The organism is Candidatus Sulfuricurvum sp. RIFRC-1, assembly GCF_000310245.1.
Taxonomy (GTDB): Bacteria; Campylobacterota; Campylobacteria; order Campylobacterales; family Sulfurimonadaceae; genus Sulfuricurvum.
Genome location: NC_020505.1, coordinates 1,569,596 through 1,584,987 on the forward strand (window position 1 = coordinate 1,569,596; position 15,392 = coordinate 1,584,987).

17 protein-coding genes are annotated in these 15,392 nt (G+C 43.6%); 4 read left to right on the forward strand and 13 right to left on the reverse strand.

The features are described 5' to 3' along the window. Positions 1 to 129: 129 nt before the first annotated feature. The 3 genes from B649_RS07835 to B649_RS07845 are packed head-to-tail and all read right to left on the reverse strand — an operon-like array spanning position 130 to position 2,688. Positions 130 to 450, reverse strand: a complete 321-nt coding sequence (locus B649_RS07835; RefSeq protein ID WP_291750850.1) for a hypothetical protein — start codon at positions 448 to 450, stop codon at positions 130 to 132. Beyond that, positions 413 to 1,336 carry a 16S rRNA (cytosine(1402)-N(4))-methyltransferase RsmH gene (gene rsmH, locus B649_RS07840; RefSeq protein ID WP_015653985.1) on the reverse strand — a complete coding sequence of 308 codons (924 nt, stop codon included), beginning with the start codon at positions 1,334 to 1,336 and terminating at the stop codon, positions 413 to 415. The genes B649_RS07835 and rsmH overlap by 38 nt, the downstream gene beginning before the upstream one ends. Before the next feature lie 56 nt (positions 1,337 to 1,392). Next, positions 1,393 to 2,688, reverse strand: a complete 1,296-nt coding sequence (locus B649_RS07845) for an adenosylmethionine--8-amino-7-oxononanoate transaminase (protein WP_015653986.1) — start codon at positions 2,686 to 2,688, stop codon at positions 1,393 to 1,395. A 118-nt stretch (positions 2,689 to 2,806) separates the two neighbouring features. Between B649_RS07845 and B649_RS07850 the strand changes: the two genes are divergently transcribed. From B649_RS07850 to B649_RS07865, 4 genes are read left to right on the forward strand one after another with little or no spacing between them, the layout of a single operon-like run. After that, positions 2,807 to 4,273 carry a peptidylprolyl isomerase gene (locus B649_RS07850; RefSeq protein ID WP_015653987.1) on the forward strand — a complete coding sequence of 489 codons (1,467 nt, stop codon included), beginning with the start codon at positions 2,807 to 2,809 and terminating at the stop codon, positions 4,271 to 4,273. A 1-nt stretch (position 4,274) separates the two neighbouring features. Beyond that, on the forward strand, positions 4,275 to 5,690 hold the full coding sequence (gene ftsA, locus B649_RS07855; RefSeq protein ID WP_015653988.1) for a cell division protein FtsA: 1,416 nt from the start codon (positions 4,275 to 4,277) through the stop codon (positions 5,688 to 5,690). Between the two features lie 18 nt (positions 5,691 to 5,708). After that, entirely contained in the window at positions 5,709 to 6,845 is a 1,137-nt protein-coding gene (ftsZ, locus tag B649_RS07860) for a cell division protein FtsZ (RefSeq protein WP_015653989.1), read from the forward strand. Positions 6,846 to 6,856: 11 nt separating this feature from the next. Further along, positions 6,857 to 7,147: a J domain-containing protein gene (locus B649_RS07865; protein WP_015653990.1), complete on the forward strand. Its 291-nt coding sequence runs from the start codon at positions 6,857 to 6,859 to the stop codon at positions 7,145 to 7,147. Here the strand turns inward: B649_RS07865 and B649_RS07870 are convergent. From B649_RS07870 to B649_RS07915, 10 genes are all read right to left on the reverse strand, one after another. Continuing rightward, positions 7,144 to 7,896, reverse strand: a complete 753-nt coding sequence (locus tag B649_RS07870) for an ABC transporter ATP-binding protein (RefSeq protein ID WP_015653991.1) — start codon at positions 7,894 to 7,896, stop codon at positions 7,144 to 7,146. The genes B649_RS07865 and B649_RS07870 overlap by 4 nt on opposite strands. Beyond that, entirely contained in the window at positions 7,893 to 8,372 is a 480-nt protein-coding gene (locus B649_RS07875) for a DUF4149 domain-containing protein (protein ID WP_015653992.1), read from the reverse strand. Before B649_RS07875 ends, B649_RS07870 begins: the two co-directional genes overlap by 4 nt. After that, positions 8,365 to 9,198, reverse strand: coding sequence for a peptide chain release factor N(5)-glutamine methyltransferase (gene prmC / locus B649_RS07880; protein ID WP_015653993.1), 834 nt, complete (start codon positions 9,196 to 9,198; stop codon positions 8,365 to 8,367). The genes B649_RS07875 and prmC overlap by 8 nt, the downstream gene beginning before the upstream one ends. Beyond that, positions 9,183 to 10,427 carry a M48 family metallopeptidase gene (locus B649_RS07885; RefSeq protein ID WP_015653994.1) on the reverse strand — a complete coding sequence of 415 codons (1,245 nt, stop codon included), beginning with the start codon at positions 10,425 to 10,427 and terminating at the stop codon, positions 9,183 to 9,185. Before B649_RS07885 ends, prmC begins: the two co-directional genes overlap by 16 nt. A gap of 67 nt (positions 10,428 to 10,494) precedes the next feature. Further along, positions 10,495 to 10,692 carry a hypothetical protein gene (locus B649_RS07890; RefSeq protein WP_015653995.1) on the reverse strand — a complete coding sequence of 66 codons (198 nt, stop codon included), beginning with the start codon at positions 10,690 to 10,692 and terminating at the stop codon, positions 10,495 to 10,497. Between the two features lie 107 nt (positions 10,693 to 10,799). Continuing rightward, complete coding sequence (locus tag B649_RS07895) at positions 10,800 to 11,477, reverse strand: TonB family protein (protein WP_015653996.1); 678 nt, start codon at positions 11,475 to 11,477, stop codon at positions 10,800 to 10,802. Next, a complete protein-coding gene (locus tag B649_RS07900) occupies positions 11,474 to 11,857 on the reverse strand; it encodes a biopolymer transporter ExbD (protein WP_015653997.1) in 384 nt (127 codons plus the stop codon). The genes B649_RS07895 and B649_RS07900 overlap by 4 nt, the downstream gene beginning before the upstream one ends. Then, positions 11,844 to 12,266 carry a TonB-system energizer ExbB gene (gene exbB, locus B649_RS07905; RefSeq protein WP_015653998.1) on the reverse strand — a complete coding sequence of 141 codons (423 nt, stop codon included), beginning with the start codon at positions 12,264 to 12,266 and terminating at the stop codon, positions 11,844 to 11,846. Before exbB ends, B649_RS07900 begins: the two co-directional genes overlap by 14 nt. Before the next feature lie 28 nt (positions 12,267 to 12,294). Continuing rightward, positions 12,295 to 12,978 (reverse strand): Fe2+-dependent dioxygenase, encoded by a 684-nt coding sequence (locus B649_RS07910; RefSeq protein ID WP_015653999.1) that lies wholly within the window; start codon positions 12,976 to 12,978, stop codon positions 12,295 to 12,297. An 80-nt stretch (positions 12,979 to 13,058) separates the two neighbouring features. Then, positions 13,059 to 15,356: a TonB-dependent siderophore receptor gene (locus B649_RS07915; RefSeq protein ID WP_015654000.1), complete on the reverse strand. Its 2,298-nt coding sequence runs from the start codon at positions 15,354 to 15,356 to the stop codon at positions 13,059 to 13,061. Between the last annotated feature and the right edge of the window lie 36 nt (positions 15,357 to 15,392).

Consider the following 15,392-nt stretch of genomic DNA (forward strand, 5'->3'; position numbering starts at 1 on the left):
ACGTACGATTTCTATCTTTAAGGCAGATTATACATCGACTCGGCATAGGATCAATTTAAGTCGGTGATTATACCACCACAATTCTTAGGTGTATGAAAAATGAAGGAGATCTAAAAAAAAGAGCTATTTTTAAAAAAGGGTATCCAAAACCTGATTTTTGTATTTCATTGTTTCGACTTTTGCTTTAATCAGTCGATTTTCTTCTTTTAATGCATCATGTTCATGACTGAGTGTTGAGATTTCGCGGCTTTTAAAATAGATTTGTGTATTGATAAATATTTTCGGAAACACCAACATCAAGATTAGAAAAATCCCCACAAATACATTTCGTAAGAAAATCGGTCCCATCGAATCATCAGGGCTGATAATCTGCTGCGTCTCTTCTAAGATATCGTGTTTTTCACTCATCGTATCAATCTCTTCGTATTTCAAATATTCGCAGTTTCGCACTACGGCTTCTGGAATTTGCCCGTAATTCATCATCCTGAGCGCTCAGCGGTTTTTTCGTAATAATTTTGCCGATCGCATTTTTATTGCCACAGGTGCATCGCATCGCATCATCAGGACAAATACAATTTTTTGCCCATTTACTGAACCGGTTTTTCACAATACGGTCTTCAAGTGAATGAAACGTGATGATCGCAACGCGCAGATGCTTAATAGCCGAAGATTCAATCGCATCGAGCAAACGGGTCAATTCACCCAGTTCATCGTTGACTTCAATCCGAATCGCCTGCATCACCAGTGTTGAGGGGTGGATTTTTTTACCCTTCGGCATCAGATGAAAAATTGCGTTGGAGAGTTCTTTTGCAGAATTAAACGGGCGACGCTGAACAATCACTTCCGCCACTTTACGGGAGTTGGTCACTTCACCGTATTCTCGCAGTATGGTTTCCAATGCACTTTGCGAATATTCATTAACAACTTCATAAGCACTCAGGGGGGCATCAGGATTCATCCGCATATCGAGGGTATCGCTCTCGTATGAGAATCCCCGTTCCCGTTGATCGAGTTGAAGGGATGAAACCCCGATATCGGCCAAAATACCGCAAATTTTATCCCCTTTTTCACCTAACACCTCCGAAGCAACCTCAGAGAAACGGCCTCTACGAATCTCTACGCGGTTACCATAGGGTTCAAGACGTTTTGAGGAGAAGGCAATTGCGGTAGGATCTTGATCGATTCCGATCAGTGTTAAAGCACCGTTATTATCAAGCAATAATGAAGAGTGTCCTCCGTATCCCATCGTACAATCAATAACATTTCCCTCTTTACACTCAGAGAATGCTTCAATCACTTCGCGATAAAGGACAGGGATATGGGGAGTTTCTTGCACGTAGCTGCCTTTAAATTTATTGCCCTAATGATAGCTTAACCTCACTAATAACAGATTTAAATGTTACCCAGTGCCGCTTCTATTGCATCAAACACCCTTTTTAGCTCATCAAAAGAAATCACATACGGTGTCATTACATAAATTACACTTCCCAGCGGCCGAATCAATACCCCCTGTGCCATACAATACTGATGAATTTTCAATCCAATCCGCTCTGATGGATCGAATCCCTCCAACTCAATCGCCGCTATCATTCCGCACTGACGTACTTCTTTGACTCTCGGCAATGACTTAAAACGCTTTAATTCATCGCTTATAAAGGCAATCGTTCGTTGATTGTTTTCAATCACTTTCTCCGATTCGAAAATATCAAGAGTAGCATTGGCCGCCGCACACGCCAGTGCATTTCCCGTATAACTGTGTGAGTGTAAAAAGGACCGCGCGGGGTTGTATTCACAATAAAACGAATCATAGACCGCCTCCGTTGTTAGTACAACCGACAGAGGCAAATATCCCCCTGTAAGCCCTTTTGAGAGAATTAAAAAATCGGGTGTTATACCTGCTTGCTCACACGCGAACATAGTGCCCGTCCGTCCAAAACCGACCAAAATCTCATCTGCAATAAAATGGACGTCATAAACTTCACACAACCGTTTTGTTTCACTCAAAAAGAGAGGATGATACATTTTCATTCCCCCTGCCCCTTGCACTAACGGTTCAACTATCAATGCCGCTATCTCATGGCTTCGTTCTATGAGCAATATTTCAAACAATTTGGCCGCTTCCAAAGCCGCCTCGATACTCTGATTGAGCGGGGACGGTGTTTGAATAGAGCGGATCAGCAACGGCTCATACGTCTCTTTATACAGAGCTACATCCCCGACTGACAGCGCTCCCAATGTCTCACCATGGTAACTCTCCGAGAGTGAGACAAACAACCCTTTCTCTTTTCCGCCGTTTTTATGAGAGTGATACGACATTTTTAGAGCTACTTCAATCGCACTCGAACCGTTATCGGCATAAAAACAGCGTGTTAGCCCATCGGGTGAGAGTTTAACCAATCTCTCAGAGAGTCGCACGATCCCCTCATGAGTAAATCCAGCCAAAATAACATGTTCCAGTGTATCCAGCTGCTCTTTAATTTTTTGGTTGATATAGGGGTTGCAATGGCCAAAAAGGTTCACCCACCAACTACTGATAGCATCGATAGTGCGGTTCCCTTCAAAATCGTACAGATATACCCCTTCTCCTTTGGAAATAGGAACGAGAGGAATCGTCTCGTGATCTTTCATTTGAGTACACGGATGCCATAATACACTCAAGTCACGCTTGGATATCTCTAAATTATTCATGAAAAGCCTCTAAATCTGAGTTATAATATGATAACATTTGTTAGTCGTGCACTATTTTCATCCAAGTTTAATGGTAAACTGAATAGAATATCTGAATTTTACAATAGGATCGTTTAATATGATTACTTGGATGCAACGCCATCGGAAATACTTGGTCATTACGATTTGGATCTCCACGATCGCTTTTATCGGAGCCGGATTCGTCGGATGGGGTCAATACAGCTATGGAGACAAAGCGGGAGCCGTCGCTAAAGTAGGTGATGTTTCGATTACATCCGCTGAACTGCAAAAAAGCTACTCTAACCTTTTTAATCAATACAATCAGCTTTTCCAAGGAAAATTTGACGAAAAACAAGCGCAGCAATTCGGCCTCCAACGCCAAGCACTTCGCCAACTGGTGAATCAAGCTCTCGTTCTCAATCTAGCGAACAGCTACGGATTGGTCGTTACCGATGAAGAACTTTTAAATATCATCAAATCACAAAGCGTATTTTCAAAAGACGGAACGTTTGACAAAACCGTTTATGCTGAAGCATTAAAACAAAACCGTTTAACGATCAAAGAGTACGAAGAGTCGATGAAAAAAGAGCTCTTAATCCAAAAAACTCTTTACCTTCTCGCATCGGGTGCTAAAGCAAGTGAATCAAAAGCGCTTGGCAGTGCATTGGGTGTTTCAGACAAAATCAGCTATAAACTGCTCACGCCGAATATGATTACCCTCACGCCGAATGAAGGAGAACTCAAAGTATTTTGGGAAAAACACCAAAAAGAGTTTAAAACTTCTCCGAGCTACGAAATTTCTTACGTAGCCCAAGCTCCGATTACGGCAACTCCGGCAGCCAACGAAATTAATGAATTTTATGAGATGAATCGCCAATCATTCAAAGACACCACTGGCAAAATTCTTTCATTAGGGGAAGCACAAGCGACTATCGTAGCAGCCCTCAATGATAAAGCGACTGAAAAAGAGGCGCTTCGTCTCTACATCGATTACAAAAAAGGTGCTCTTAAAGCAACTACAGCTACTCAGACAGCAACCCTAACTTCTGAATCGTCTCCCTTTAGTCCTGAGCTTACCAAAGAGATTATGGCATTAAATGATCAAAAACCTTTTCTTAAGCCACGCAAAGCAGGTAATGACTATATCATCGTAAAACTTGTTAAAATGAATCCGGCCCGTACGAAAACGTATGAAGAAGCCAAAACGGATGTTAGTGCTCTTTATCTGGGTGAAGCGAAAAAAACCAAACTCCAAGAGTTAGCTCAAAACAGTTATAAAACATTTGCCGGAACATCGACTGATTTCCTCACACGCAGTGATAGCGCTAAAATAGGTGGATTGAGTGCACCTGAGGGATCAGAATTTCTAAATAAACTGTTTGCTTCCAAACAAAAACAAGGTTTTATTACTTTGGAAAGTGGAAATGTTATTCTTTATAACGTTTTGGAACAAAAGTTGCTTCAAGACAAAACAATAGCGGATGAAAATGTCGTACTGAAGCTCAAAGGAAGCTTGTTGGATCAAGGGCTGATTAAAGCGCTTGAGGGCAAGTATCCTGTTGAAATCTATGTAGAGGGGATTTGATTTGAAACGAACCGTTTTAGCCATTGATATCGGCTCAACTAAAGTTTGTGCGCTCATCGCGGAAATCGATGATGACAACCACGCGCAAATCATTGGAGCCGGTATTGCAAAAGCACAAGGCCTTCGCAAAGGGAGCATCACCAACATTGAGCTTGCATCTAAATCGATCAAAAGCGCACTCAATGATGCTAAACGTGTTGCAGGAACCGAACTTCGAAGTGCAGTCGTCACCATCTCCGGTGCCTATACAAAAAGTCTAAACTCCAGCGGCATCGTTAATATCCCGAACAAAGAGATCACCCTCAATGAGATTCAACGTGTTATGCATACCTCTTTGTATAATGCCAACATCCCGAATGAGTTTGAAGTTTTACATGCCCTGCCGTATAACTTCAAAGTTGATGACCAAGATTTTATCGAAGACCCATTAGGGATGAACGCTTCACGCTTGGAAGTTGAAACCCATATCATCACAACCCAAAAAAGCAATCTTAACAATTTGCGCAAAGCGGTAAAAGCTGCCGGTGTTGATGTTGAGAGTGTTGTGCTCAGCGGATACGCTTCAGCCATCGCTGTTCTCAACGCGGATGAAAAAGAGTTGGGAGCTGCCGTTGTCGACATGGGTGGTAATACGAGCAACATCGTTATCCATTCGGGTCATGCAATCCGATACAACGACTTTTTGGGTGTCGGTTCAAATCATATTACTAACGATTTATCAATGGCTTTGCACACGCCTCTGCACACTGCGGATAATGTCAAAATCAATTACGGCTCGCTCTATGCTCCAAGTAATGATTTGATCGAACTCCCTGTAATCGGTGATGAAACATCAACGCATGAAGTTTCTCTCGAAGTGGTTCATAACGTCATTTATGCCCGTGTAGAAGAGACATTAATGATTATCGCTCAATCGATTGAAAAAAGCGGGCTCAAAGAACACATGGGTGCCGGTGTTGTTCTCACCGGAGGATTTACTAAAATCGAAGGTCTCCGCGAACTCGCCGTTGCTATTTTAGACAATATGCCGGTGCGTCTTGCTAAACCGACCGATGTCGGCGGTCTATTTGATACCCTCAGAGATCCTTCTTACTCAGGAGCTGTCGGATTGGTCAAATACCTCGCCGGTGATTATACTCCGTACGAAATCGACGTAAATCGACGTATGCGCCATAGCAGTGAAGAACCGACAGCCGCGCAAATGAGTCATCAAATCCACGAAGAGGCGCCAAAATTTGAAACTTCCACAGCAATACCTACTCCATCACCGACGGCAGCTGCAACGCCACCGCCAGTGAAGGAAGAGAAAAAAGCGGAAGCTCAAAAAATGGTTAATATCGGGTCTAATAAACCTGTTCAAACCGATCAACCAAATCCAATTGCCAAGTTTTGGAATTGGGCAACTCAACTATTTTAATCACGTCAAGGAGCAAGCATGGAACCATTTTCAATTGAAGAATCAACAACTCTCACAGGAGCACGTATTGTAGCAGTCGGTGTCGGCGGCGGCGGTGGAAACATGATCGGATATATGCTTAAAGAAGCTATTCCCGGTATTGAACTTATCATTGCAAATACGGATGCTCAAGTGCTAGAACATGGTTCTGCGGCAACCAAAATCCAACTCGGTGCAAAACTGACCAAAGGTTTGGGTGCGGGGATGAAACCTGAAGTGGGTAAAGAATCCGCTTTAGAGAGCTATGAAGATCTTTCTCGTGCATTAGAGGGTGCGGATATCGTATTCGTAGCAGCAGGTCTTGGCGGAGGAACCGGAACAGGTGCCGCTCCAATCATCGCTAAAATCGCTAAAGAAGTGGGTGCTTTAACGATCGCAGTTGTTACCAAACCTTTCTCTTTCGAAGGGAAAAAACGTCTTAAACTTGCCGAAGACGGGTTGAATGAATTGAAAAATGAATCTGATTGTATCGTTGTCATCCCAAATGACAAACTTCTCTCAATTATTGACCCGAAACTCGGAATCAAAGAGAGCTTCAAAATCGTTGACAGCGTACTTGCTCGCGCTGTTAGTGGAACATCTGGTGTGATTCTAGCCAGCGGTGACAACGACATCAACCTTGACTTCGCCGACTTGCAAACCGTTATGAGCCACCGTGGTTTGGCTCTTATGGGTGTAGGCGAATACAAAGGTGAAAACGCGGCCTACGAAGCAATCAAAAACGCTATCGAGTCTCCATTGCTTGACAACATGTCGGTTAACGGGGCTCTTGGGGTTTTGGTACACTTTAGCATGCACCCTGAGTTTCCATTTATGGAACTCTCTGCTGCAATGGATGTTGTCCACAACAGTGTTGATGAAGCGGCAGACGTTATCTTCGGTACTACTACCGATGAAACATTGGCAAAAGATTTTATCCGTATCACTCTCGTTGCAACCGGTTTTGAGAAAAAAGCGGCAATGGGAATCAATAACCATGAATTTGAAAACAAAGAAGTGGTGGCTGCTGCTGCGGCTAAGCCTCGTGTTGTTGTACGCCCTGCTATGGTTGCCAACGGTGACTATACGGAAGACTTCCTCGATGTACCGACGTTTATGCGTCAACAAAGAGACTAAACCCTCTTTCCATGCTCTCTTTTGACACGCTCATAAAGGCCAAAACGCTCCTTGGTCTGAGCGACAAAGCCACCCTCTCCGATATCAAAATCCGCTATAAAAATATGATGCGCACATGGCATCCTGACAAACACCCCGATGATACCGAAACGGCTCATGCGATGAGCACCAAAATCAATGATGCGTATGCTATCTTACTTGAGTATTGTTCAAAATACGAATTTAATTTTGATGAAGAACATCTGAGAGAAAAAACTCTCACCCCGCAGGAGTGGTGGACGAAGAAGTTTGGGGGGCGTTAATGAAACGCGATCGGCCCCTCAGCGCGTGCGTGAATGAATTGCTGAACCACGGCATTAGATGAATTTCGAAACGCCTCTTTATCCCCTGCTTCGACAATTACACCATCAAAAAGCATCGCATAATTATCCCCTGCTTTAAAACTCTCTGCTATATCGTGGCTGATCAGAATCGAGGTCATTCCAATCTCTTCTCGTAAACGACAGATCATTTGCGTAATAAAGTCACTGGTCACAGGGTCTAAGCCCGATGTCGGTTCATCGTACAAAATAACCTCAGGCTCCAGGGCGAGGGTGCGTGCCAAACCGACACGTTTACGCATCCCTCCGCTTAATTCCTCAGGATAGAGCGATTTTACGATTTTGGGATCAAGCCCCACCATCGTGAGCTTTTCATCAATTTTATACTCAAGTTCTTTTGAAGAGAGTTGTTGATGTTCCAGCATCGGGAATGCAACATTTTCGCGAATGTTCATACTGTCAAAAAGAGCCCCGCTTTGAAACAAAAAACCCACTTTTGTACGGATAGAACGCAATGTTGTCTCATCGGCATTATCAACCCGTGTCCCATCGACGGTGATGGTTCCCGAATCGGGTTTTAGTAATCCAACGATATGTTTGATAATCGTTGATTTTCCGCCGCCCGAAACTCCAAAAATAACCGTTGTTTTTCCTTTTTCGATCTCTAGATTGACTCCGCGCAGAATCTCCCGTTTTCCAAAACTTTTGGTGACATTCTCAAAACGGATCATTTTTTTACCGCCAAAAGATAAGCTCTACGAGAAAAAAGGATTAATAACATCAATAACAGTATTTTAAAGTCGATCTCACTTGCTTTGTGAAGTGCTTCAAAGGATGGATCAATAGCCGCTTCTCCACGCGCTTGGTATTCTAAAATTTTAGGGGTATAAACGGCACTAAAAAGCAGCAGTGTCCCGATAGAACCTAATGCGCTCAAAATAGCCACTTTATCAATTTGCATCACTTTATAGTGAGAAACTTCATACACAGCAATCACGACTGACATAAAATAGGCCCAATAGGTAAAACGGTGGAAGATTTCTCCCATAATTTTCCCCTCTTCGTAGCGGGACAAAAGCGCTACACTAAGATAGACTTCTGAGTGGAAGACTACGGCGGCAACAAACACACCAAGTACCAAAACAGCCCCCGCACTCATAGCAATCAAAAGAAGATAAGTAACATCAACCAAAGCTTTTTTATTCATGAATAGCCTTTAACACAAATCCCCGATCAAACGAGGCATAATCGGTATAAAAATCCAACGATTGTACCGCAAAATTTTTAAGATATTCTTGCACCTTTGAGCGCTGGTCGTAACCCATCTCGCACGCAAAGGAAGGAATACGGCGAGTGTACACTTCATCCAGCAATGCACGAATCATTTCATCCCCGATTTCACCACCGAACAGTGCGTTTTGCGGCTCATACGAGAGATTAGACTCCAGCGGAGCATCATGTGCGATATAGGGAGGATTAGAGACGAGAAAATCGATTTTTTCGATGATAGGTGAGAGCAAATCCCCCTCGCGCAATTCGATTCGCTCACTCAGACCGAACATTTCAATATTGCGGCGCGCAACTGCCAATGCACGCGGTGAAATATCAACAGCAATAAAACGGGCATTTGGCAGATGCAATGCAAGAAGTATCGAAATGATTCCGCTCCCTACCCCCACTTCGACAACCGTCATCGTATCATCGAGTGAAACAGACGCTAAGACTTCATCAATCAAATGTTCCGTCTCGGGACGGGGGATTAAAGCCCCCTCATCGATGTAAAACTCACGGCTGTAAAAACTGACGCGATTCGTCAAATATTCGAGAGGAACATTCGCGGAACGCTTTTCAACCCATTGCACTAATCTCGGATCACTTTCATCGAGCACATCCTCTTGGTGTGTGATAAAGTAGAGCTGATCTTTATTTAGATACGCCATAAGGAGAAGTTCCGCCTCACGGCGGGGAGATTCAACAACACCGTTCAATCGGAGTGTAATCTCTTCGTGAAGCTCTTTTAGTCGTTTGGACATGGGTCGGCATATCCTTCATCTTTTTCAATGCGGATATCATACCCTAACGCACGGAGCCGATCCACGACCGGTGGATGGGTCGTGTGAAAAAAGCGATAGAGCGGGTGAGAAAGGGGGAAGCTTTTGTTCTCTGCCACCAGTTTTTTGAGGGCATTGACCAAATGCTCCGCACCGCCGAGTTCAGCGCCGGTACGATCAGCTTCATATTCATTATGTCGGCTCATAAGGCCCATCAACGGCATCATGACAAAACTGACTACCGGAAGGAGAAGGATAAAGAGCATCATAATAATGTGCGGACTCTGTGAAACTCCAAGTTCCATATAAAGTGTTTCGGGAAGATTTCCGAAAAGGGCAAACATCCCAAACAGCATCGCCCCGACTATCGCAATATTTTTGTACAAATCACCGTGAGCGAAGTGCCCCAACTCATGCCCTAAAACAGCGATTAGCTCACTGGGAGAGAGTTTTTGGATCAGCGTATCGAACAAGACAACCCGTTTAGACTTTCCTAAACCGCCGAAATAGGCATTCAGTCTGGCATCGCGTTTACTTGCGTCACTGATAAAGACACCGCTGCTGATGAAGCCCGTTTTCGCCATCAACGCTTCAATCTGTTCCCGAAGCGTAGGGTCTTCCAGCGGAGTCACTTTGTCAAAAAAGAGAGCACGGATGGTCGGAAAAAACATATTAATGGCAATAACAACTGCCATAATAAAGGTAAAACTCCACAACCACCATAGCTCACTGGAAGTGATAATCATCGATACAATCCAAACCATAAAACTACCGATAACAAGGGTTAAAAGGGTACTGATAAAGGTATCTTTGACAAACTGAGCGGTAGATGAACGGTTAAATCCGTACTTGGCATCAATTTTGAATTTTGCGATCCAACCAAACGGCAACATAACAAGACCATTAATGACAATAAGCCCCATCACGGCAATGATCGTTTGTGTTAGTGGACTTTGAGCGACTAACGCCGAATCGAGCCATGCCATCATTCCGCCGATCCAAATAAGAAAGAGTCCGTATTCAACAAACGTCTCCATCATCCCGAGTTTCTCTTTGGCGACTGCATAGTTAGCGGCATCAAGATACTCACGCTCACCCATCAGTACGGCACCTTTGCGCTTAATCTGATTGATATAACCAATCTGCATCACACTGACATACAAGCGGATAATGATGTAAAGGGTATAAACTCCGATAACGGTTGCGATCATTTAAAGCCTTAGAATTAGAAGCTGGATTCCCGATCGGAGTCGGGAATGACGTGGTAAGATTTTACCATTATTTAACTGGAACTTTCCCGATACTCTCATTAACAGTGATTGTGTCTTCTGTACTGCCGTAATACATTTTTGCGGCAACAAAAATGGCACCAATCAACAAACCGCTGATAATAACCGCCCAAACAATCCGTTTTTTTGGCCCTTTAAGGGTATTATAGTCCTCGATAGAACTGAGTGTTGGTTCATTGTCTTTCATTAGGTTCTCCTCTAATATAGTGATAAGAATCGTAACAATATTAACCTACAAACGGTTAATGAATAACCGCTAAAACAACGCTTTAAGTTTGTTTATTTAGACGTCACTTATGTACGGACTTTCAATGCGTAATTTAAAGGGACGGTAATACGAACCGTTTGAGGCGGTTGTGGGAAATATTCTGATACTTTCTGTACCAATGCCATCGCATCATCATCCAAAAGTTCATAACCTGAACTTCCCATAATTCGGATATCTTCTACATCACCGTTTTGTTTAAGCCGAAACGTCACTTTTACCGCTCCTTCTTGTTTTAAACGGACAGCTTGCGATGGATATTTACGATATTTAACCAATAACTCCCGTATAGTCGAGAGGTGATCATCTAAATATTGCTCTTCCATATTAACCGGCGGTGTAACCGGCATAAGTTTAACAACAGGTATTATTTTTGGCTCAGGCTGAGCCACTTGAGCCACTGCAACCGGCTGAGATGGAACAACAACCTCTTGAACCTTTGGTTCAGGTTCTTGTGCTTTCACAATTGGTTCTGGTATTCTAGGAACAATAGGTTTCGCTTCTACAGGTTCTATTTTTTGTGGTATCGGCAAAGTTGATTTTACTATCGGCTGCACTTGATTAGCAGGTGAAGATTCCTTCAAAGCCAACTCTAAAACAATTTCTTCTTCTTTTTCCTCTTTTGGCAGTGTGCTCAAAGCAACCGCACCCGTAATAATTCCGGCATGCAGAACTATAGAGAGGAGAAAGGAACGTTTCGTTTTCATGATTCCCTCTTGGTCACAATCGAAATTTTCTCAATATTTTGAAGTTTTAGCTGATCAAGAATAAAAATAAAATCATTGAAAAAGGCTTTTTTATCCCCCAATACACTGACACTCGCATCACTGCCCAGAGTGGTGATTACTTGGCTCAACTCACTTTGGCTCATCTCTTTTCCATTCCAGTACAACACCCCATTTTCACTGATAGCAATTTCAATCTTCTGCGGCGGAGTTTCTTTGGCACTTGCCGCTTTCGGAAGATCGAGTTTGATCGCTCCCGAAGCAACAAACGTCGAGATTGTCAGAACAATCGCCAGAAGAACCAATACCACATCAATCAATGGAACGACATTGATTCCTTCCACTCGTTTAAGCGCGCGCATCTTCCCATTTCCCCATCAATAGATCCATCTTACGCAGACATGCACTGTAGATCATCATGGACGGAATCGCTACTAACAATCCTAACGCCGTCGCTTTGAGTGCCAGTGATAGTCCAATGACGACAGTGGAGGGTTCCATTCCCCCGCTTTGTCCGATTTCGTAAAATACCACCATAATCCCTGCAACGGTCCCGAGCAATCCCACGTAGGGTGCGTTTGACCCGATCACTGAAATCGTAGTCAAGTTTTTAGAGAGTTCAGCTTCAGCACGATTTTTTGTTTCATAACTTTCTAAATTGACGGAACGATAGTAAAAAAATCGCTCAATTCCATACGCGAACGCGATAACACTCATTACACCTAATATACTCAATGTCGCATAATCGACCACTAACTTTAACGCTTCCATTTCTTCTTCCTTTATGTCATTTTATTGATTATGTATCTGCCCACGTACGGAGTAGATTATGATAAATACTCGTAAGTTTGACCGTATCCTCATCATCCCCCAACCGCTCACGAAATGCCATGATCGACATATCCAAATCAAACAATAATCGGCGTCGGTCTGTCTCACGAATCATACTCTCTAACCACGTAAAGCAGGAAATACGCGCTCCGCGAGTCACCGGTTCAACCCGATGAACACTTGATGAGGGATAAAGCACTAAATCCCCTGCCGGAAGTTTGACAACTTGTGATCCGAAGGTATCCTCGATCACTAATTCTCCCCCATCATATTCCTCAGGATCAGAGAAAAAGAGGGTAAAAGAGAGGTCACTCCGTACCCGTTTACCACCGCCTCGCATGGTACGAACCGCATTATCAACATGGTTGCCGAACGTATTAAATTCACCCGTATAACAGTTGAATAACGGAGGGAAAATCTTTTTCGGTAATGCCGCCGTAAAAAATAGCGCGTTATTACTCAGGGCATCTAACACAATTTTTTGCAACGCTACAGCCGCTTCTGACTCTTCGGGAAGCTGCAAATTATTTTTCGCTTTTGCCGCCTGTGTACCGCTGGTAACATTACCGTCCACCCACGTCGAGGATGTCAGAATTTCACGGCATTGTGCCACCTGCTCAGAGGTGAGTACGCCCGGTATATAGAGTAACATGTTTATTTCCTTTGCCTAAGTTTTGAAGTTAAAAGACTCAAATCCTCTAACTTTAAAACTCCCGCAGGGGGAGTAAGGTTTTAAAAGAATTTGTAGTCCAGTGTAATCTGAGCCGTCCGTCCGGTTCCCGGAACAACGAATCCTCCATTGATATAGGCCGATTCATAATATGTCATGTCCAAAAGGTTTTTTACATTAAGCTGAACAGCATAGTTTTTCTGAACATACGCGATCATCCCATCATAACGGATATAACTTGGTGCGGTATTCGGATTAAAAACATTTGTCGGACTTTCATTTGCATAACTGTAAACAGCACGATCCCCTTTACCCTCAATTCCACCACCGATTTTCCATCCGCTGCCAAGTTTGTACGTTGTCCAGAGATTAAAAGTGTAATCCGTTGAATTCGGCGGTTTTTGACCGATGTACATATCATCTTTACCCGGTGTAACGGCATCCACTTCCGGGTCCATAAGCGCAACACCTGCAAATACATCCCAATTATCAGTGATGCGACCCGCAACTTCGAGTTCGATACCGTCCGTATGGCGCTCTTTTGAGAGTATCGGATTGCTTGATGCACTTGCTACGTCAGTGTTGCGTTCCCACTCTTTGATCGTACGGTAAATTGCTGTGCGTAAGGAAAGATCACCTTCAAAGAGTTCAAATTTTGCACCAAGTTCATACGTTTTACTGCGTTCAGGATCATAGGCATTGGAAAACGAGTAAAGATCCCCTGTCGTATTAAATGAATTATTCCAAGCAAGATAATAATGTTGTTGTTTACTCAGCTGATACGATAATCCGGCACGGTAACTCATCTCATTAAAATGGAGCTCCCCATTTTGCACCATATCCGCTCCGGTGTAGTAATCCATATTTAACCAATCTTTACGAAAACCTGCCATTACTTTCCACTTAGGAGCCACCTCGACAATGTCCTGTGCGTAGAGTGCCCACGTACGTCCTTTATACCCACCGCTGATATTGCGTTCTTTATTGCCATAGACTGCTTTATAAGCATCGGGAAGCATTGAACCTGATTCCGCTGTGGTTGGCATAGAAGCGGCCCATCGTGTACCTGTCGTTGCATACTGATACCAGATTCCATTGCTTGCCAGTGCACGTTGCCCATTGGATGGAGCCGCCGGAAGTCCATTAGTCGCTCCGTTAGCCAAAGATATATTTGGATAATAGGCTGATAACCCGTCATGCCCCCACCGCACTTGTTCTTCTCGTAAAAACTCAGTCCCGACCAATGCTTCATGTTTCAGTCCAAGGGCTTCAAACTGCGTCGTGAAATCATTTTGCCATGTATCGGTTTTCTCTTTCGCACCGTTTCCTTTTGTACCTCTGGTAATTGTAGTGTCTGGGCCACTGGTCGTATCATACCCACCCGGTGCAGTTGCCCAGTTATCACGTAAATAATCGGCATGACGTATCACGGAACGAAGCTGTGTATCTTTAGAGAATTTATGGGTATAACTGGCCGTTGTAATATTGACACGATTATCTTCATAGTCATCGGTGAATCCATAAAACACTTCGTTCCCTACATCGGCAGGTCTTTTGGTAGCACTGTCAAACGGAACACCATAATCGGGAGTAATATGTGTTTTCAGATAATAATGGGATAAACTGAACTCATTATCGGTATTAAGTCCAAACGTCATTGTCGGAGCAATACCAACGGTTTCATTATAAACATCATCGCGGGTACTTCCAGAATCCATCCCCATCGCATTGAGACGAAATGCTGTCGTATCGTTTAGCATCACGTTCACATCAGCTGAAGCACGTTTATATTCATCCGTACCGACAGTGATAGAGAGTTTGCCAAAATTTTCAGCTTCCGCATCTTTACTCACCTGATTGATAACGCCACCCGCTTGACCACGACCGAATAACATCGCCGCACCGCCGCGCAGAACGTCAACGGATTCGAGATTAAATGTATCACGGTTATACTGAGCGACATCACGGATACCGTCAAGATATAAATCCCCGAAAGTATAGAATCCGCGAAGATTCATATTATCCCCGATACGTCCACCTTCTGCAGCATTGAAAGTGAGCCCGGATACATTACTAAGCGCTTCTTTTAGGGTAAATTCCGATTTGTCGTGTAACAACTCTTTCGTTACCACCGTAATTGCCTGAGGTACATCATGAGCTAATTGCCCAGTTTTGGCAGTTTTAGAAATGCCCGGCTGATAGCGAGGAAGTTCTATTTCTACCGCCTCTTGAATATCAATGGCTTCAATAGTAGCATTAGAATCAGCAGTAGAGGCCAATAATGAGCTCGCACTCATACTAAGAAGCATAGCTCCGATTGGGAGCATTTGCGAATGTAAAAAACGGTTATGATAGGCCATAGGCACTCCTTAAGTTATGGAAGTGGCTGGCTATAG